Annotated in this window: 18 protein-coding genes and 1 riboswitch; of the genes, 5 read left to right on the forward strand and 13 right to left on the reverse strand. The window is 42.1% G+C overall.

The annotated features are described in order from the left end of the window. Window positions 1-92 precede the first annotated feature (92 nt). Genes M2353_RS15975 through M2353_RS15985 form a run of 3 tightly spaced genes read right to left on the reverse strand, consistent with a single transcriptional unit; the run spans window position 93 to window position 3,005 of the window. Window positions 93-908, reverse strand: a complete 816-nt coding sequence (locus M2353_RS15975) for an ABC transporter ATP-binding protein (RefSeq protein ID WP_017368048.1) — start codon at window positions 906-908, stop codon at window positions 93-95. Between the two features lie 21 nt (window positions 909-929). Further along, the gene (locus M2353_RS15980; protein ID WP_007500263.1) at window positions 930-1,952 is read right to left on the reverse strand and encodes a FecCD family ABC transporter permease; all 1,023 of its coding nucleotides are present in this window, start codon (window positions 1,950-1,952) and stop codon (window positions 930-932) included. Then, window positions 1,953-3,005, reverse strand: a complete 1,053-nt coding sequence (locus M2353_RS15985) for a FecCD family ABC transporter permease (RefSeq protein ID WP_008347113.1) — start codon at window positions 3,003-3,005, stop codon at window positions 1,953-1,955. A gap of 259 nt (window positions 3,006-3,264) precedes the next feature. Here M2353_RS15985 and M2353_RS15990 point away from each other — a divergent pair, with 259 nt between their 5' ends. Next, window positions 3,265-4,203 carry an iron-hydroxamate ABC transporter substrate-binding protein gene (locus M2353_RS15990; protein WP_047945408.1) on the forward strand — a complete coding sequence of 313 codons (939 nt, stop codon included), beginning with the start codon at window positions 3,265-3,267 and terminating at the stop codon, window positions 4,201-4,203. Window positions 4,204-4,240: 37 nt separating this feature from the next. Here the strand turns inward: M2353_RS15990 and M2353_RS15995 are convergent, their stop codons facing one another. From M2353_RS15995 to M2353_RS16005, 3 genes are all read right to left on the reverse strand, one after another. Further along, window positions 4,241-5,650: an amino acid permease gene (locus M2353_RS15995; protein WP_024719806.1), complete on the reverse strand. Its 1,410-nt coding sequence runs from the start codon at window positions 5,648-5,650 to the stop codon at window positions 4,241-4,243. A 192-nt stretch (window positions 5,651-5,842) separates the two neighbouring features. After that, a riboswitch (Lysine riboswitch) is annotated at window positions 5,843-6,021 on the reverse strand. 122 nt (window positions 6,022-6,143) lie between these two features. After that, entirely contained in the window at window positions 6,144-6,287 is a 144-nt protein-coding gene (gene sspJ / locus M2353_RS16000) for a small acid-soluble spore protein SspJ (protein ID WP_008347117.1), read from the reverse strand. Between the two features lie 82 nt (window positions 6,288-6,369). Then, on the reverse strand, window positions 6,370-6,798 hold the full coding sequence (locus M2353_RS16005; RefSeq protein ID WP_007500254.1) for a MarR family winged helix-turn-helix transcriptional regulator: 429 nt from the start codon (window positions 6,796-6,798) through the stop codon (window positions 6,370-6,372). A gap of 170 nt (window positions 6,799-6,968) precedes the next feature. Between M2353_RS16005 and M2353_RS16010 the strand changes: the two genes are divergently transcribed. The 4 genes from M2353_RS16010 to modB all read left to right on the forward strand — a co-directional run bounded on the left by M2353_RS16010 (window position 6,969) and on the right by modB (window position 10,991). Beyond that, the gene (locus M2353_RS16010; protein WP_039168236.1) at window positions 6,969-7,460 is read left to right on the forward strand and encodes a metal-dependent hydrolase; all 492 of its coding nucleotides are present in this window, start codon (window positions 6,969-6,971) and stop codon (window positions 7,458-7,460) included. 123 nt (window positions 7,461-7,583) lie between these two features. Then, window positions 7,584-9,434, forward strand: a complete 1,851-nt coding sequence (locus M2353_RS16015; RefSeq protein WP_041091902.1) for an LTA synthase family protein — start codon at window positions 7,584-7,586, stop codon at window positions 9,432-9,434. Window positions 9,435-9,549: 115 nt separating this feature from the next. Further along, a complete protein-coding gene (gene modA, locus M2353_RS16020) occupies window positions 9,550-10,326 on the forward strand; it encodes a molybdate ABC transporter substrate-binding protein (protein ID WP_284725717.1) in 777 nt (258 codons plus the stop codon). Next, window positions 10,326-10,991: a molybdate ABC transporter permease subunit gene (modB, locus tag M2353_RS16025; RefSeq protein WP_041507764.1), complete on the forward strand. Its 666-nt coding sequence runs from the start codon at window positions 10,326-10,328 to the stop codon at window positions 10,989-10,991. Before modA ends, modB begins: the two co-directional genes overlap by 1 nt. Before the next feature lie 218 nt (window positions 10,992-11,209). On the opposite strand, the gene M2353_RS16030 is transcribed toward modB, so the two are convergent. From M2353_RS16030 to M2353_RS16060, 7 genes are all read right to left on the reverse strand, one after another. After that, window positions 11,210-12,055, reverse strand: coding sequence for an aldo/keto reductase (locus M2353_RS16030; RefSeq protein WP_041507765.1), 846 nt, complete (start codon window positions 12,053-12,055; stop codon window positions 11,210-11,212). Between the two features lie 68 nt (window positions 12,056-12,123). Beyond that, on the reverse strand, window positions 12,124-12,993 hold the full coding sequence (locus tag M2353_RS16035; protein WP_045034590.1) for an ROK family protein: 870 nt from the start codon (window positions 12,991-12,993) through the stop codon (window positions 12,124-12,126). Window positions 12,994-13,056: 63 nt separating this feature from the next. Next, window positions 13,057-15,072 carry a Na+/H+ antiporter gene (locus M2353_RS16040; protein ID WP_047945413.1) on the reverse strand — a complete coding sequence of 672 codons (2,016 nt, stop codon included), beginning with the start codon at window positions 15,070-15,072 and terminating at the stop codon, window positions 13,057-13,059. A 318-nt stretch (window positions 15,073-15,390) separates the two neighbouring features. Next, a complete protein-coding gene (locus M2353_RS16045; protein ID WP_007500242.1) occupies window positions 15,391-16,002 on the reverse strand; it encodes a trimeric intracellular cation channel family protein in 612 nt (203 codons plus the stop codon). Between the two features lie 344 nt (window positions 16,003-16,346). Continuing rightward, window positions 16,347-16,760 carry a disulfide oxidoreductase gene (locus tag M2353_RS16050; RefSeq protein WP_007500241.1) on the reverse strand — a complete coding sequence of 138 codons (414 nt, stop codon included), beginning with the start codon at window positions 16,758-16,760 and terminating at the stop codon, window positions 16,347-16,349. After that, window positions 16,757-17,443, reverse strand: coding sequence for a DsbA family protein (locus M2353_RS16055; protein ID WP_017359241.1), 687 nt, complete (start codon window positions 17,441-17,443; stop codon window positions 16,757-16,759). Before M2353_RS16055 ends, M2353_RS16050 begins: the two co-directional genes overlap by 4 nt. Window positions 17,444-17,589: 146 nt before the next feature. Continuing rightward, a complete protein-coding gene (locus M2353_RS16060) occupies window positions 17,590-19,689 on the reverse strand; it encodes a heavy metal translocating P-type ATPase (protein ID WP_284725718.1) in 2,100 nt (699 codons plus the stop codon). Window positions 19,690-19,809: the final 120 nt, after the last annotated feature.

Here is a 19,809-nt window from a genome sequence, read left to right on the forward strand (position 1 = left end):
AAAAAAGATCAACTGGAGAAAATGGCATAACAAGGTAATATCAAAAAATGCAAAAAAACCCGGTCATACATACCGAGTTTTTTGTCCATCTATTATCCGTTCACAGCTTCAAGCTTTCTTTCATGATTCATTAAGTCATATGTTAAACAGATCGGCTTATTCGTTCTCGGATCAAGAACAATTTCTGCATCGATGTGGAACACCTGACTGAGCACCTCTTTTGTCATGACCTCATGAGGCGTACCATCTTTAATGACTTTCCCTTGATTGAGGGCAATCATGTAATGTGAAAAACGTGCAGCATGATTCAGATCATGAATCACCATCAGCACCGTTCTGCCCTGCTCTCTGTTTAAGCGTTCTAATAGCTGAAGGATCTCCAGCTGATGAGCAAGATCTAAATACGTCGTTGGTTCGTCTAATAAAAGCAGCTCTGTTTCCTGAGCGAGTGCCATCGCAATCCATACACGCTGACGCTGTCCACCGGAGAGTGCTTCAATTGGCCGGTCATGAAATGCAATCATTCCCGTCTCCTCAAGTGCCCACCTGATGATTCGTTTGTCCTCATTTGATAAACGGCCAAATCCATTTTGATGCGGGAAACGTCCATATGACACAAGCTCATAAACGGTCAGACCACTTGGTGCTTCAGGCGTCTGCGGTAAGATGGCCATTTGTTTTGAAATTTCTTTTGTTGGTGTTTGATGGATAGCCTGGCCATTTAAATAAACAGCACCTTGATGGGACTTCATAATACGAGACATTGTTTTTAAAATCGTTGACTTCCCGCACCCATTCGGCCCAATTAATGTCGTCACCTTGCCTTTTGGGATGCTGATATTTAAATCGTCTACAATCAAACGGTCATGATAGCCAATACAAAGCTTTTCTGTTTCAAGTGATTTCATCTGTTGTACTCTCCTTCCTCATTAGTTCGTTTTCATCAATAAGTAAATGAAGTAAGGTGCACCTAAGGCAGAAACGACAAGTCCAACGGGCACCTCTGATGGAGCAAGTATGACACGCCCAAGTGTATCTGCAAGTAATAACAGCAGTGCACCAATCATAGCGGACGCCGGTATCATTCCTTGATGTTTCGGTCCAACTAGCTTTCTTGCGAGGTGTGGTGCCGCTAACCCTAGGAACGATATACTCCCTGCAACAGCGACACTTGCACCGGCTAATGCAACTGCAATCAGCATGAGAAAACTTCTTTCTTTATGAACTGAAATCCCTAAGCCATAAGATATCTGATCACCCAAATTCATGATATTTAAGTAGCGTGCCCTCACCATCGCTAATACAAGAAAAATCAGCATCCACGGCACGACTGATAAGACATATGTCCAGCTTGAGCCCCAAATACTTCCTGACAGCCACACAATGGCTTGGTTAAAATCATTTGGGCTCATCTTTAATTGAATAACCACAATTGCTGCCGAAAATGCAGCATTGATCCCAATACCAGTTAAAATCAATCGAACAGGCGTAATGCCCTTTTTCCACGCTAGCACATAAATGAGAAATGCAGCAAAGGCTGCCCCTGCGAAAGCGAAAAGCGGCAGTACAAATATCGTAAAATCACCTAAGTTCGACATCGAGCCCTGAAAGGCAAAGATAAACAAAACAACCGCAAAACCTGCACCCGCATTTACACCTAATATGCCGGGATCAGCTAAACCATTTTGAGAAACACCTTGCCAAATGGCTCCTGATACAGCGATAGAAGCGCCAACAAGTAAAGCGATGACCATCCTCGGAAGTCTGAACTCGAATAATACAAGCTCATCCATTTCACTTCCGAGTCCAAAAAATGTTTTGAATGTATCCATCGGAGAAATCCTTATCTCTCCGGTATTTAAACTTATTAGGAACACAGCCACGATCGCTAAAAAGATCATGACCATCGTTCGTTTGTATTTCTTTTTCTTTGCCTGCTGCACCATTTCCATTTAAATTCCGCTCCTTTCACGTCTCGCTAAATATAAGAAGAAAGGAACGCCTATAATGGCTGTAATGGCACCAACTGGCGTTTCAAACGGCGCATTGACAAGCCTTGCCGCAATGTCTGCATAAATGAGCAAAATAGCCCCTAAAATAGCTGAGCAAGGGATAATCCAGCGATAGTCAACGCCGACCAAGAAACGCGTAACATGAGGAATCACAAGCCCGATAAAGCCAATAGAACCTGCAACTGACACGGCTGCACCTGTTAAAAGGATCACGACCAATATGCCAAGTACCTTGACTGTTCGTGTATATTGTCCAAGCCCTTTTGCTAATTCATCACCTAAGCTTAAAACCGTGATGGAGCGGGCAAGAATCATTGCGATGATCAGTCCTACAGCCGCAACTGGAATGATGATCTTAATATTGCTCCAATTCACACCAGCCACACCGCCTGCGTACCAAAAACTCATATCTTGCGCGACGTCAAATCGAATGGCAATCGCTGAGGAAATTGAGCTTAGAAGTGCGCCAACAGCCGTACCGGCTAATGCGAGCTTCACAGGAGTAAGTCCCCCTTTTGAAAGGGTTCCAACCCCAAATACAATAGAGGCGCCAAGTGCTGCACCCAAAAATGACCAAAGAATTAATGTAAAAGAAGATTGGCCTGGAAAAAAAGCAAACGCAATGGCAATCGCAAATGCAGAGCCATTTGTCACACCCATGATTTCAGGAGACGCAAGCGCATTTCTTGTCATGCCTTGCATGATGGCACCCGATACTGCTAAAAAGGCACCGACAAGTGCGGCACCAACTGTACGCGGCAGCCTTAGTTCCCTAATGATTTGATGTGAGGTTTGTTGTGAGTCAAAATGAAAGACGGCTTCCCATACCGTGTGTAAATGAATGTTTGCCGCTCCTAGCGATACTGATAAAAAAAGACCAAATGCTAAAGCAATGATTCCTATGATGACAACAGCTGCTGTACCAAAAGGCTTTGTCACAATATCTATCGCATCATCTTTAGCTGACAGCTGTTTATTTGATTGTGAGCCCAAAACCAGTCTCTTCCTTTCCGTTCATATCTATTCGTTATTAGTGATAATGATTATCAATCTCGGAGTCTAGTATATCACTTTCTTCACGTTTTGAAATCCTTGTTCTAATAAATTTCTTTATTTTCATCAAAAAACCGGGAGAATTTCACCATTTTCATTTTGGTCATAAAATAGCCGATGCATTTTTTCTTCTATCATGTTAAGATATAATCGCGAATGAGAATCATTATCATAAACAATTGAATAGGAGCGAACTTTTGTGAAAAAACGAACTGGACTTCTTTTGATTTCCTTCATGACCCTTATGATTTTTACTGCTGCTTGCGGCAGCACTTCCAATAAAGAATCGGGAGCCAAAAAAAATGACACGATCACCTATCAAGATGTAAAGGGTGAAGTGAAACTGCCTCAAAACCCAAAACGTATTGTGCTTCTGGCGGAAAGCTATTACGGGGATCTCGTCACACTCGGCAAAACCCCCATTGCTGCCACTGCGCCCATCTTTAAAAACCCTTTCTATAAAGGAAAAACAGATGGAGTGAAAAATATTGGAAAATCTCCCTCTGTTGAGAAAGTAGCCTCTTTGAAGCCGGATATGATCATTGCTTGGGGAGAAGATGAGAAATTTGATCAATACAAAAAAATTGCACCTACAGTTGCCATTCAATACAATCAATATTCGTTTAAAGACCAGCTAAAAGAATTCGGTAAAATGACAGGCACATCAAAAAAAGCAACGGATTGGATCACAAAATGGGATGCCAAAATTGCTGAAGTGAAACCAAAAGTAACAAAAGCTGTAGGAAACAAAACCGTTTCGATCGTATCACCATTCGATAAGGGCATTTACATTTTCGGTAACACTTTTGCACGCGGTGGTGAAATCATTTATGACGAGCTGAAATTAAAAGCTCCGAAGGCCGTCCAAAAAGAAGCCATCGACAGTGGTGTCGGTTATGCAAACATTTCTCTTGAAAAGCTTCCAGAATTTGCAGGTGATTATATTTTCACAAGCCCATGGAGCGGTTCAAAAAGTAATGGCGATCAAGTGTATAAAAGCAGCATCTGGGCATCACTTCCTGCTGTCCAAAACAAACGTGTATTTGAAACAGATACAGTCGGTTACTTCTTTAATGACCCTGTGTCACTAGAAGGTCAGCTCGAATTTATTGTGGATCGATTAACATCTGCCTCATAAAAAAATACGTTTCTCCAATGCTGGAGAAACGTATTTTTTAAACTGTACCTTTGGCAAATTTTTTGGACATGAATGGGTAGAGTAAAATGCCAACTAAGAACAATCCAATCCCAAGACCAAATGTTTTGAAATCAGCTGTGCCTGAAATAATGACCCAAGCGGAATACCCCATGGCCACAAGCGCAATGATCCCGTCTCTTGTCCGGTTTCCTTTTTGGAGCTCATATGTGTCACCTTGCATGATGACCTTAAAGCTGTAGATCGACGACACGATATACGGAATGAGATACGCAAGTGTCGCTGATGTTGTTAAGAAAGTAAAGGCTTCATTAATCGTACGTGACATGACTGAGAAAATAAACAGCTGTGACATGATATTTGTGACAGTCAAAGCAAAAACAGGACTACCTTTTTTGTTTGTTTTTGCAAACACTGCTGGGAAATCGCCAGCTTTTGCTGCTTGATAAGGGACTTCAGAACCAAGCAAAATCCAGCCAAGCATCGAACCAAATAAACAAATGATCGCAAGAAGTGCCATGACAATTCCGCCAGCCGGTCCGATAATGAGCTGAAGCACGTCTACGAATGGTTTATCAGAACCTTGCAATTGATCATGCGGCAGAACGCCCATTGTAATCAAGGTAATAATCATATAAATAGACAGTGCAATTAAAAGTCCTGTAATCGTCGCACGTTTGACATCACGCTGCGAGGAAGCTCTTCCTGATAAAATGACAGCAGATTCGATGCCGATAAATGCCCATAGTGTGGAAATGGCCGCATGATGAATTTGGCCTCCAAGTCCGAGCACTCCTTCACCACTTGCTGCTTCAACAGGAAAGTAATAATGTTCAAATAATGCGGTTTGGAATGCAAATAAGCCTGCGACAATAAAAAGGACGAATCCAAGCACCTTTGAAAAGGTCGTAATAAAGTTCAGCTTACTTGCTGCGCTTAAGCTTGTAATTAAAATCGTATGAGTCCCCCATAGAAGGATTGTACATACGATAAACGTTGTGAGCTGACCAAGTGTGATCGCTTCTTTTCCAAAAGTAAAGATCTCCGTTTTCACGGTTAAAATTGGGAAAAAGGTTGTTAAATAACCAGCTAGGCTTGTGATAATGGCGACATTACTAATCCAGCTTGCCACCCAATATCCCCAAACCATTGTAAAACCGGCTGCTTTTCCTTTTTTCGGATCTTTAAAAAGCGCTCTTGCATAGCTTTGTGGTCCAGCTGTCAGCTGCGGTTTATGAATGGACAAATGTCCAAACACAAAGGCAATCATCAGTACGCCGCCACCTGTGACAAGCCATGCCATCGTCACACCTAAAGGACTTGCATGCTGGGCAAGGGTACTAGGCAGCATAAAGATGCCTGAACCTACCATATTTCCGACGACAAAAGCCGTCAATAACCAAAAACCCCATTTTTTTGTCTGTTCCATTTTCGTACCTCCGTTATATTCACTTTGGACCAGACCCGGCAGTATCTTCATTGATATATTTGTGAAGCAATGACTTGCATTCTTTATGTTCATGTTGGGTCACTTTCTTACCAGCATACCCTTTTCTTAGGCAATCAGAACATAAAAAAAAGCCTGAACAAAAGTCCATGCTTTTCAAAACATACACCTTGATCTCCGGATAGCCCTCCACGCTTCAAAGACGTGGCAGTCCTGCATTTGTTCAATGCAGACCCAGCATAAAGAAAGTTGGAGCTCTCTCTACACTTCGGCGCTGATGCCTTTTTTCTCATGATCAACGATTCCATCTCTCCCATGAGTGACTCATCATCCGCGCAACCTCTACCTCACTGAGACATAGCGTGAGGATTTCTATTCATTTTTACTACACGAAGGTTATCAAACATTCTCATATCTGTCAAAGGGAAAAACATAGAAAAAAGGCAGAGAAATGATTCTCCGCCTTTTTGTCAGCTTATTGATGGTTGTTTTTCTTCTTTTGGACAGCTTCCTGAAGCGGATCGCCTGCTAGTTCTTTACTTGCTTCTTCTAACAGCTGATCTACCTGCTGATGGTCTTTCTCGCTTTTCGCCTTTTTATCCTTTTGGAAAAATGACATCGCTATTTCCCCCCTTTTCATAAAATGCCTTTGCCTGTTTAATTTGTGCTACAGCGCTCAGCATTATACAAAGAGGAGCGGTTCATTCATCGTGAAAGGTCTGTCTCATTTTTTGCAAATACGTTAGAAAGGTCTTTAAGTCTTCCTCTGTGAAGTCTGACATCATATGCTGAATCACCTTTCCAAAAAGACGTGTATGCTTTTCGTAAATAGCCAGCCCTTTTTCCGTGGCTTCTAGCCGGACAAGGGAATGATCGTCCTTGTCCCGTTCTCTCTGAATGTAGCCTTGCTCACATAATTTATTGAGGGCAATGGAAGCGGCACCTGGGTTGAGAGAGAGTCTTTGTTTGAGCTCTTCAGCATGTGATACTTTTCCTTGTATCAATATAGAAAGAGCATATATCTGTGGAGGCGTGATGTCTTTTTCTAACTCAAGTAACTTGCGGTTTAATTTACGGCTGACTTCATAATGTACAAGAACAATTTCTTTTAAAATGTCTGCATTACTCATCCGAATCGCATCCTTATCGTTAGTGTCAACATGACTTCCTTCTTATTATAGAATGTTTTTCCAAACAGCCAACTATTTTATCCCATTTTCTTTTGAAATAAGCCTTGCTGAATGGATTCACCCTTGATATAGTGAGTACTTGAACAAAAAACAGAACAGGAGTACGCATCATGACAGGAAAAACACATATTATGGGCGGAATTGCCGCCTCCACAGCCGTCGCCTATTATTACGGATTCGAACCAGTGACGATGGCTGCTGCTGGATCAGTAGGTGCCCTCATCCCAGATCTATGTCATACGAAAAGCAAAATCGGCAGGAAATTCCCGCTCCTTTCCACACTGATCAGTAGTGTGTTCGGTCACCGCACCTTTACACATAGTTTATTATTTCTGCTGATCATTTATTTTATTGCGACAACATACATTCCAAATGACAGCCTCAGTACCGGGTTACTAGTTGGGATGGCAAGCCACCTCATCCTTGATGCAGGCACAGTGAACGGTATTAAATTTTTGTTCCCTGCATCCATGAAAGTACGTCTCCCCTTTTATGTCAAAACAGGCAGCACAGGAGAACAAGTCGTACTAGCTGCTCTGACCATTGTCACCTGCTATTACATGGCTGTCATTTGCGGAATATCCATCCCATTGCCGTTTTAGAAAAAGAAAAAAGAGTTTTGCAAAAAAGCAGGATATGAATTGATCATTCCTCATTTTTTTAGTAGTTTTAAGATAAGTGTTTTTGCCTTGCAGCTGAATACAGAATGGTGAGGAGTTACATAAATGAAAGCGTTTTTCAAAAATCACTGGTTTTTAGTGTACTCCATCCTCTTTATGTGGATGAAAACATACATCATTTATCAATTCGGATTTCATATACGAACGGCCAATCTGTTTCACGAATGGCTGCTTTTGATCAATCCACTTAGCTTTTTGCTCCCTTTGTTTGGGATTGCTCTTTTCTTAAATGAAACGAAACAAAAGGTCTTTTTATTGACCACAAATTTTATTTTGACAGCCATTTTGATATCGAATACGATCTTTTACGGTTTTTATATTGATTTCATTACCATTCCTGTCTTATTTCAAGCAAAGAACATGGGGGATATGGGCAGCAGTATGACTGAATTGTTTCATCCGCTATTTATACTCATGCTGATTGATTTTGTTGTGCTGGCATGGCTCTTAAAACGGAAACCGTTATCACCAAAAGCGTCTTTTAAGACGATCAAAACATACTATGTGGTTTGCTGCAGCTTACTATTGTTCCATGTCAGCTCAGCTTTGATGGACCACCCTCGATTTTTGACAAGCTCATATGATCGAGAAGTCATTGTACGAAACCTTGGGCTGTTTCAATTCCATTTGTATGACGGTGCCGCTCAAACAGCACGAATTGGACAAAAAGCCTTTGCTGACGAAGATACACTTTCAACAGTGGCAAACTACACAAAAGCTGATTACAGTGCACCGAATGAAGACTACTTTGGACTTGCTAAAGGCAAAAATGTCGTGTTCATTTCACTTGAATCAACGCAGCAATTTGTCATGAATCAAAAGGTGAATGGACAATACATCACACCATTTTTAAATCAACTTGCCAAAAAAAGCTTCTATTTTGATGAATTTTATCAGCAGACAGAGCAAGGCAAAACGTCGGACTCAGAGTTTATCGTCGCAAACTCCCTCTATCCATCTAGCAGTGGCGCTGTCTTTTTCACAGCGAGTGACAACGAATATGACACACTGTACAAGCAATTGAAAAAAGAGAATTATCAATCCGTCCAATTTCATGCGAATAATAAAACGTTCTGGAATCGTGATGTGATGTATGAATCTCTTGGGATTGACCGCTTTTATGATGTCGATTCATTTGATGTCAATGAACAGAATTCGACTGGCTGGGGCTTAAAGGATATCGACTTTTTTGACCAATCCATCGATTATTTAAAAAAGCTGAAGACGCCTTATTACAGCACGTTTATTACCTTAACCAATCACTTCCCATTTGAAATTGATCCAAAGGATCAGTTCATTGATGAATACGATTCGACTAGCACCATTTTAAACCGCTATGTGACCACCGTCCGCTATCAAGATGAAGCCATCAAAAGGTTCTTTGAACGAATGAAAGAAGAAGGACTATATGAAAATACAATGTTTGTCCTGATGGGAGACCACTATGGCATTTCAGAAGCACATCATGAGGCAATGGCAGAGCTGCTGAAGCAGGATGAAATCACACCGTTTGATGCGGTTAAACTGCAGCGGGTCCCTTTTTTGATTTACATTCCTGGGGTGACAGACGAGGCCCCTCAAACCATTTCTGAAACAGCCGGTCAAATGGATGTCAAACCGACACTTCTTCATTTACTCGGCATTGAATCAAAAGATTCTATTCAATTTGGGAATGATCTTTTCTCCAATGAACGGACACCGTTCGCTGTGCTGAGAAATGGAAACTTTATTACGGATGATTATCTTTATACAAAGAACACGTGCTATGATCAAAAAACAAAACAACCTGTTGAAGAAGATGAAGTATGCCAGCCTTATATAGAAAAAGCCAATAAAGAGCTGTCTCTATCAGATAAAGTGATCAACGGGAACTTACTACGTTTTTATCAGCATTAAAAGCTGCCCTCTGGCGGCTTTTTCTTTTCTCTTTTCCTGAAAGCCTATGAATGGTCAAATAAGTTTGATTATAATAAAGGATACACATGATGTTGAATGATAAAGAGGTGTGATCATGAAATATTTATTCTTAACCTACGTCACCATCTGTTTGCTCCTGACTGGGTGTCAAACGGAGTCGACGTCATCAGATCAAAGCAAAAAAACAGAACTTGTGATTTCAGCGGCGGCAAGCCTGCAGGATGCTTTGAAAGAGATTGAATCTGCCTATGAAGATGATCATCCAAACGTGACACTCACGAATAATTTCGGATCATCCGGCGCATTGAAACAGCAAATCGCTCAAGGAGCAAAAGCGGATCTCTTCTTCTCAGCAGCTGAAGAGCCTTTTGATGACCTTGTTCAATCTGGCGACATTGATCAGGATCATACAAAGGATGTCATACAAAATGAGCTTGTCCTCATCGTGCCAAAAGAAAGTTCCTCTTCTATCAAAACCTTTCGCGATGTTGATCACATAAAAGGAAAGATAGCGCTTGGCACACCTGAATCTGTTCCTGCTGGTACATATGCAAAAGAGATTTTCACAAAACTGAATATATGGGACCAAGTGAAACAGAACGCTGTCTATGGCAAGGATGTTCGTCAAGTATTAAACTATGTCGAAACAGGAAATGTGGAAGCTGGTGTCGTGTATAAGACGGATGCGCTCGTTTCTCGCAAAGTAAAGATAGTAGATGAGGCAAATCAAGACATGCATTCCCCCATCATTTATCCTGTTGGCATTGTAAAACAGACCGATCACATGAAAGAGGCGAAAGCTTTTTTTCAATATCTCCAATCAGATCCAGCCGCAGCGATTTTTAAAAAGTACGGCTTTCAAGTGAAATAATGCCGATGCTGACCGAAGATTTTCTTTCACCTATCTGGCTGTCCGTACAAGTGGCTGCTTTCAGTGGATTATTGGCTGTTGTTTTAGGAACGTCCATTGGTTTTTGGATGGCGCGTACATCTTTCAAAGGGAAAATGATCGTGGAAACGCTCCTCATGATGCCGCTTGTCCTTCCGCCAACGGTCGTAGGATTTCTGCTGCTCGTTGCGTTCGGGAAGAACAGTGTGATTGGACAAGCGATTGAATGGATCTTCCATCAGCCTGTCATCTTCACTTATTGGGCAGCAGTCATTGCATCGACAGTTGTCGCATTCCCGCTCATGTATCAATCAGCGAAAGCTGGTTTTTCTACGATTGAGTCAGACATTGAAGGTGCTGCAAAAGTTGATGGTGCGCATTCTTTCCAGGTCTTTGCCTATATTACCGTCCCACTCGCACTGCCATCTCTTCTCTCTGGTGCGGTTCTAAGTTTTGCAAGGGCGTTAGGAGAATTTGGAGCGACTTTAATGTTCGCTGGCAACATTCCTGGGAAAACGCAAACCCTCCCAACAGCCATCTATGTGGCGATTGATTCTGGACGAATGGAACTTGCATGGGCTTGGACCATTTGTATTGTGATCCTGTCTTTCCTCATGCTGTTGGCTGTGCGCCGAAGCAGGAATTAAAAAATCCCCTTCTCAAAAAGAGAAAGGGATTCAGATTGTTGACAAAGGGCTAAAATGAACTTGATTTTAGCCCTTTGTCTTCTTTTCAGCGTGATAGAAAACCTTTGCTAGTCTAGGAAGGACGAGTACTGGTGCGTAGCGAATTTGACATTCGTGAGCACCAGCACGCCCTGACAAAATATGCGAGGGTTTGTCTACACGCTGAGGGGATTTTTTATTTATTCAAACCCAACCGTCATCGTTTCTGGATTAGACCCGACACGTTCGTTATTATTAAGTGCATTGATTTTTTCCATGTCTTCTTGTGAAAGCTCGAAGTCAAAAATGTCGGCATTTTGTTTAATGCGATCTTCATTGATTGATTTTGGAATGGTGACAACGCCGCTTTGCAGATCCCAACGCAAGATCACTTGAGCCACAGATTTGTTGTATTGTGCTGCAATTTCCTTTAATACGTCATGATCCAAAAGCTTTCCTTGCATCAGCGGAGACCATGCTTCAATTTGAATGCCTTTTTCTTTCGCATATTGTCGTAATTCTACAAGTGTCAGTTTTGGATGAAACTCCACTTGGTTCACCGCTGGAACAACCTCCGCATCTTTTAACAGCTCTTCTAAATGCTGCACGTAGAAGTTGCTGACACCAATCGCTCTTACTTTTCCATCTTTATAAAGCTTCTCAAGCGCACGCCATGTCTCTTTAAATGTATCTGCATTTGGTCCAGGCCAATGAATCAAATAGAGGTCTAAGTAATCAAGACCGAGCCGGTTTAAGCTTGCGTCGCATGCAGCGAGTGCTTTGTCATATCCTTGATCTGTGTTCCATACTTTTGACGTAATGAACAATTCTTCTCTTTTTACGCCAGATTCTTTAATGGCTTTCCCTACGCCTGTCTCGTTTTTATAAACGGCAGCCGTATCAATGCTGCGATAACCGTTTCGTATGGCTGCTTTGACGGCATCAACCACTTGGTTGCCGTCCTCCACTTTGAATACACCTAAACCAAACCATGGCATTTCTACTCCGTTATTTAGTGTTACGGTATCATTCAAGCTTTTGACCATGTTAACAACCACCTTTTCATAGATTCCATCTTTTTCATTATCTCATGTTGCGTTTGAAAACTCTATTATCAGGCGTTTCTCTTCGCTTCAATCGCTAGTAGCAAAGCACCTGTCATACCTGCCTTGTCCTCAAGTCCAGGAGAGACAATGTATGTATCAAGCGGCGGCATGTCGACATAATCATTGACATACGCAGCCAGCTTCTCTCGAATGAGCGGAAATAGCTGTTTTTGCTTCATGACGCCTCCACCCATGATGATGCGTTCTGGGCTTAATATCAGCGTGTATTGCATTAATGCCTGTGCTAAATAATCTGCTTCAAGAGACCAAACTTCATCTTCTTCGGTAAGCTCTTTAGCCGGCTTTCCCCACCTTGCCTCAATAGATGGTCCTGCCGCAAGTCCTTCTAAGCAAGTACCATGCGCCGGGCAGACACCTGCAAACTGATCTGATTCATGCTGCCTGACCAGGATGTGTCCCATTTCTGGATGTGAGTGACCGTGGAGAAGCTCATTTTTCACAACAGCCCCGGCACCAATCCCCGTACCGACCGTGATATACAGACAGCTGCTTAGCCCTTTGGCGGCCCCTTTTGTCAGTTCACCTAATGCTGCGGCATTGACATCTGTCGTAAAGGACACCGGTACGCCTAATTGTTTCTCCAGCTCAGGTATCAACGGATAATGCTTCCATTCAACTTTCGGCGTATTCATGATATAACCGTAAGAAGGATCGTCTTTCTGGACACAAATCGGTCCAAAGGAACCGACCCCTAATGCTGCAATTTCATGTTGCTGAAAAAATGGAATAAGTGATTGGATGGTTTTTTCCGGGTGCTCTGTTGGAATGGTTAATTCCTCTATGATATCCCCATGCTCATTGCCAATGGCACAGCAGAACTTTGTCCCCCCAGCTTCAATCGCTCCGTAATATGTCATCCTGCCTCTCCCCCTGCTCGTCTCTTTTTTTCATCATAAAACAAAGGGGAGAAGATGACAACATCATGTATTGGTCAGTAAGACTGCTTCCATGTCATTGATATATTCCCTTAAATGATGGGCAATATCACGATTGATTTCGCCATTTTCATATAAAGTTTGGATTTCATTACGAATCGTCTGTACGGCTTGGAAGTTAAGCTCTTTCTTCTTCCGGTCAAACGTACGATCCTTTTGCTGGAAGAAAGAAGGACCATGTTCACAGCGGAAAATCACTTGATTGTAAAACCCAATGACTTGATGACACGTTTGTTGATTGTCTTCGGTCATATGGTGCTTAATAGAATCCACCGCAGCTTCAGCCGTTTTCTTACGGATTTGTTTATACGATTCCTCGTTTTCTAATATGCCGCTCGAAATACGCTGATGGGGACGCCACAATTGAAGCCATTGTAGTAAGCGCAGAAATTTCACTTTTGAGAAACGAATTTTAAAGGAGTTGGAATAGAGCATTTCCAGCTCATGAAATCTCTCTTGCAGCTCATATGCTTCTTCTTTGTCGATTTTCTCTTCCTCAATCAACTGCTGAAGTTTCATCTGTTCTGCTTTAATACCATGCAGTCTGATTTTTCTCTCTTGTTTTCTCATACCAAACTGGTACGGTTCCCGCTGAATATTTCGTAGCTTCATTCGGAAATCATTGATGAGTGCAAGGGAGACTTCTCGATTGTCCTCATTCATTCCTTCTTTTAACGTTTTAATGGCACTTCTCAGCAGCTTCCGTTTTGCGTGCTGAATCTTTGTATCTAAGTCCACATCCACTTGCTTATCTTTTTTCTCCGATAAAATAGGCAGTAGCACACTCGCTAAAATGAGTGTACATAAAATGACGCCTGCTGCGAGGAAAATAATTAAATGACGCTCAGGGAATGGTGAGCCGTCTGCAAGCGTAAACGGGATGGAGAAAGCACCCGCTAATGTAACAGCACCACGAACACCAGAGAATGTCATCAGCATGGAAGCACGCAGCTTCGGTTTTTTCGTGTTCTTCTTTTTCGATACACTCCAGTTCCCTGCCCAGAACAGCCATACCCATAGGAATCTGAGAATCATTAGACAGAATGTAATGATTAAAATGTAACTGATGACCTGCATATTATTAAAGGCTTCATCTTGGAAAATGACGGTCGATACATCAGGAATTTGTAACCCAAGTAAAACGAAAACAAGGCCATTTAAAATAAATAAAATAATATTCCACGTGTTTGAAGAAGCAATTTGCAGTTTTGCTAAATTCGCTTCCATTCGGTCTTGCTCGATGGCATGTGTCACACCACCGGCAACAACGGCTAAAATGCCAGATACGCCAATTTCTTCCGCTGCTAAATAAATCACAAACGGCGTGAGGATTTGCAGGATGATGTGCATTGTGACATCGTCCATGCCTAAACGGCGGAGAAAATAGCGGAAACGAATGATAAAAAACGACAGAATAAATCCGGTCAATAATCCGCCAGCAGCAATCAGAACAAAGCTAAAGGATGCCTCTGCAATGGAAAATGCCCCTGTAACCGTTGCTGCAATAGCAAATTTAAAGGCAACAAGTCCTGACGCATCGTTCATCAGCCCTTCGCCTTCCAGCAGTCTCATGATCCCCTTCGGCATATTCACACGGCTGGAAAGGGCACTTACAGCCACTACATCTGTCGGTGATAAAATCGCTGCAAGCGCAAATGCAGCTGGAAGTGGTATGCTTGGAATCATCCAATGGATGGTATATCCTGCGACAATGACTGTCGCAAATACGAGCCCTAAAGCTAATAGAAGAATGGGCGCTCTTAATTTCCACAGCTCGTCCCTTGGGGTACGCTTCCCATCATTAAATAACAGCGGTGCAATGAATAAAACGAAGAATAGCTCAGGATTTAAAGAAATATGTAAACCTGAAGGAAAAGCTGCGACCAATATCCCTAAACCCACTTGGATTAATGGTACTGGAATAAAGGGCAGAAAACGATTGATAATATTAGATGATGCAATGAGTGCTAGTAGTACGAGCACTGCCAAAAAAATCTCCACTAGTACATGTCCCTCCCATTTCATTTTTTCCGTCATGTTTTGCTTACATGCAAAGATGTGTTCATTTCTTTCTGATCCATCCGTTCGGTCATGAGCGTTTCTTTAGTATCCCGCAAAAAGCGAAACCAACACATAACAATCCATCTAGGCAAAAAAAGACTGAATCTACATATTCAGTCAAATGACAACATTTTCATCTCATGTATTGTTCCAATGATGAATAAAGAACCTACTTTTATTTTACACGAAAACAGCTTGACCTGCTGACATCGAGCTCGAATAACACATAAAAAAAAAAGAGCGACATCGCCCTTTTCTTTACCCTTTATTTAAAAAATAAGACCTAGCGGGAAGCCGCCATTTGAATAAGTAGGAACAAACCCTGCATATGACGAGGATGACAAACAGCAGATATAAAGCAAGCTCTCCTTGCGCTAAGCCGAGTCCCACGAGTAAGCCGCCAAGGGCTGCCCATACTGCGTAAATCTCTGCTTTTAGCACAAGTGGCTTTCGTCCTGCTAATAAATCACGCACAATGCCGCCGCCGCTTCCAGTCAAAATGGCTGCCACAATGACCGCACTGAGCGGGAGCTCTCTTTGTACAGCAAATAATGCACCTTGAATCGCAAAGGCTGCTAAACCGATCGCATCCGAGAAATTCCCCCACGTGCTCCAGTGCTTGAGCAAAAGCTTTGGAAATAGGAACACGATCGTAATGGATACAAGGGCAATGGTAAACATTTTGCCCTGCGACCATAAAGCAGACACTGGAAGACCAATTAATAGATTCCGAATCGCTCCCCCGCCAAATGCTGTGACAATCCCTAAAATGTACACACCAAGAATATCGTACTCTTCTTCCATTGCGACAATCGCACCACTAATGGCGAATGCCACAATGCCAATAATACTTAACACTTCCCATGCCATTTTCCGCTTATCTCCTTACCATTGTCTGATCATCTAACACTCTCCCCTTAATGTATATCTGACACAAATGAAAAGCAATACAAATTTTCTTTAAATTTTATCTTTTTGCAAAAATAAAAAATAGCCTGCTTTTAAGCAGGCTCAGATTGTTGACAAAGGGATAAAATGATCTTGATTTTAGCCCTTTGTCTACTTTCAGCGTGATAGAAAACCTTTGCAGTCTAGGAAAGACGAGCACTGGAGCGGAGAGAATTTGACATTCGTGAGCACCAGCGCACAGGAATGACACCGAATGCGAGGGTTTGTCTACACGCTGATAGCCTGCTTTTAAGCAGGCTATCTCCTCAATCTTCTTTTGCATTTAAAAGCAGCATACTAATGATGATCAGAATAAATGCAATGAGAGCTAAGAGTGGAATGGTGATAAAACCAAACCAGTTCAGATAATCAACGGAACAAGGAATACCGCTTAGACAAGGACGAATCGATGCAAAGCCTGGAATCTTTTGTTCCATATAATGATAGATGGAAAAGCAAGCACCAATCCCGGCCAAAGGGAGAACGTAGTACTTCACTTTGACATCGCCACGGAATGTAGCAATTCCAAGTAAAAGCACAAGCGGATACATGAAAATGCGCTGAAACCAGCACATATCACATGGAATAAACTTCTTTACTTCACTTAAATACAGGCTGCTCATCGTCGCCACAATTGAGACGATCCAAGCACTGTATAAGTAAATCAGTTTATTTTTCATGATTTTTTCCCTTTCAGCTCTTGATCAATTAATTCTTTGATTTCATCATAGTCATAAAAGTTTTGGACTTGTTTATTGTTAATGAAAATAGTTGGTGTTGCATTTACTTTGTATTGATTCACCAGCTGATCATCTGTGTTTAGCTGTGGCTGATATGTTTTCTTTGATAGGTTATCTTTCAGCTTGTCCGTATCAATTTTCGTTGTCTTCTTCGCCAATTCGGTGAGCTTTGCTGGCGTTACCCATTCTGCTTCACTATCTGGTTGTGCGTTGTAGACCGCTTCATGAAATGCCCAGAAGTTTTTCGGATCTTCTTTCCACACTTCTTCAGAAGCCAGTGCTGCTAATACCGCACCGTCCCCATGAACAGGCAGTGGTAAGTTAATAAATGAGAAGGATACATCGCCATTATCTATGTAGTCTGCTTTCAATTTTGGGAAAATGTCTGTCTCAAATGATTTACATGATGGACATTTGTAGTCCCCAAACTCGACAACTTGCACTTTTGCCTTTTGATCTCCCATGACAGGCTGTCCTTTAATAGACGGCTTACTGTCGACTGTTTGTGCTTCTTGGCTGTTGTTGTTACCGATTACAACGAAAATACCGATGAGAAGAGCTGCAATGATGGTTAATATAACTGCAAACTTGATGGATGAAGATTGATTATTTTTTTTACTCACAAAAGCACCTACCTTATCTTTTTCATTCATTCCTTCACAAAGAAAAAGGATAACAGCTCAGGAAAATGCCATTATCCAACTTCTTCTATTTTAACAAGAGGGGGTCTATTATGAAAGACGCTATTCATGAATTTTTCCTTACAATTTTATTTCATGACCCTCATCGCATTTAAAACAGCCAGTACAGTGACACCAACATCCGAGAAGACGGCTTCCCACATCGTTGCAATACCGAATGCACCAAGAATGAGAAAGACGGCTTTCACCCCAAGAGCAAACGCAATATTCTGCCATACGATGGCTCTCGTTCTTTTAGCGACAGCAATAGCTTCCGCTACCTTCGATGGCTGATCTGTCATAATCACAATATCAGCCGCTTCAACTGCTGCATCTGAACCAAGTCCACCCATGGCAATACCTATATCCGCTCTTGCCAAAACCGGCGTATCGTTTATGCCATCACCAACAAACAATAATTTGTCTTGAGATGCTTTTTTCTCATACAGGTCTTCGATTTTGGCGACTTTATCCTGTGGCAATAATTCAGTGTGAACTTCGTCAATGCCGATCTGCTGTGCGACTGCATTTCCTACTTGCGAAGCATCCCCTGTAAGCATCACGGTTTGAATGCCCGCAGCTTTTAGAGAAGATATCGCTTCAACTGCATCGTCCTTTACTTCATCTGCAATCAAGATCGATCCCGCAAACTCACCGTCTATTGCTAAATACACAACCGTTCCGCTTCGTTTTTCTTTTTCAAAAGCAATGCCCTCTCGTTCCATAAGGCGATGATTACCTGCCAATACATGAGCTCCGCGAATTGTCGCTTTGATCCCATGACCGGCAATATCCTCGTAAGATTCGATCTGGCTCTCATCAAGAGACGCTCCGTAAGCCGCCTTAATCGATTCTGCAATCGGATGCGAAGAATGCGCTTCTGCCAGCGCTGCAAAAGAAAGCAATTCCTCTTCTGACCATTTCTCATTCGCTGCTTCGATATGAGTGACTGTAAAGTTCCCTTTTGTCAAAGTACCTGTTTTATCAAACACCGCATAGCGGACAGAGTTCAAGGCTTCTAAGTAGTTACTGCCTTTCACTAAAATGCCTCGTTTTGATGCGGCACCAATCCCGCCAAAGAAACCTAATGGAATGGATACAACGAGAGCACATGGACACGAAATGACAAGAAAGACAAGTGCCCGGTACACCCAATCAGACAATTGAGCTGATGGGATGAGAAGCGGTGGTACAAAGGCAAGCAATAAAGCTAGCACGACCACAGCAGGTGTATAATATTTAGCGAACTTTGTGATAAAGTTTTCTGTCTGCGCTTTACGGCTGCTTGCATTTTCGACTAAATCCAAAATCTTCGTAACCGCTGACTCACTGAGCTCTTTTTGCACTTCAATTTCAAGAATGCCGTTTTGGTTCACAAATCCAGCAAGCACTTCTTTTCCTGCTTCCACATCTCTTGGAACAGACTCCCCAGTTAGTGCAGAGGTATCCACAAGAGAATAACCGTCTATCACACGTCCATCCAAAGGAATTTTTTCACCTGGTTTAACGACAATACGGTCACCAGCTTTGACTTCTTCCGGCTTTACCTTTTTTGTTTCTTGACCCACTTTGAGGTTTGCGTATTCTGGACGGATATTCATTAATTCGCTAATTGATTTTCTAGAGCGGTTCACAGCTGCCCCTTGGAACAGTTCACCAATTTGGTAAAACAGCATGACTGCCAGTGCCTCAGGATACTGCTGAATCACAAAAGCACCAACTGTAGCTATGGTCATTAAGAAGTTCTCATCAAATACTTGACCACGCACAATATTTTTCAGTGCTTTCAAGACAACATCTCCGCCAACTAGTAAATACGCGGCGAAAAACATGATGAACTTCAGTAAGCCATTGTCAGGTATAAAATAAGCCGCCGTTCCAATGACTGCACCACCAATTAATTTCAGTACAATCGTTTTTAAATTCTTTGTTCCATGATCGTGATCGTGGTGATGTCCTTCTTCTTTTGGTGATACACTCACATGAGGTTCAATGGACTGAACGGTTTTTTCAATACGCTTTGACATCGTTTCTTGTGCATCAGCATGTGTCACAGTTAATGTACCCGTCGCAAAATTAATTGAGCAGGCTTCCACTCCTTCGAGTTTGCTGACACCTGTTTCAATTTTACGTGCACAGTTTCCACAATCGAGACCGCTTAATACGTATTCATCCTTCATCTTTTTCATGTTCTCACCTTTTTCTATATAAGTAGCCTTCCCTGATTCAATCAAACCTATCAGCTTCTGTAGATATTATATATGAGCACATATTCATATATTGAATTACCCTTATTATATGAGGAGTTC

Origin of the sequence: Bacillus aerius (assembly GCF_029894105.1) — a bacterium.
Lineage (GTDB): Bacteria > Bacillota > Bacilli > Bacillales > Bacillaceae > Bacillus > Bacillus altitudinis.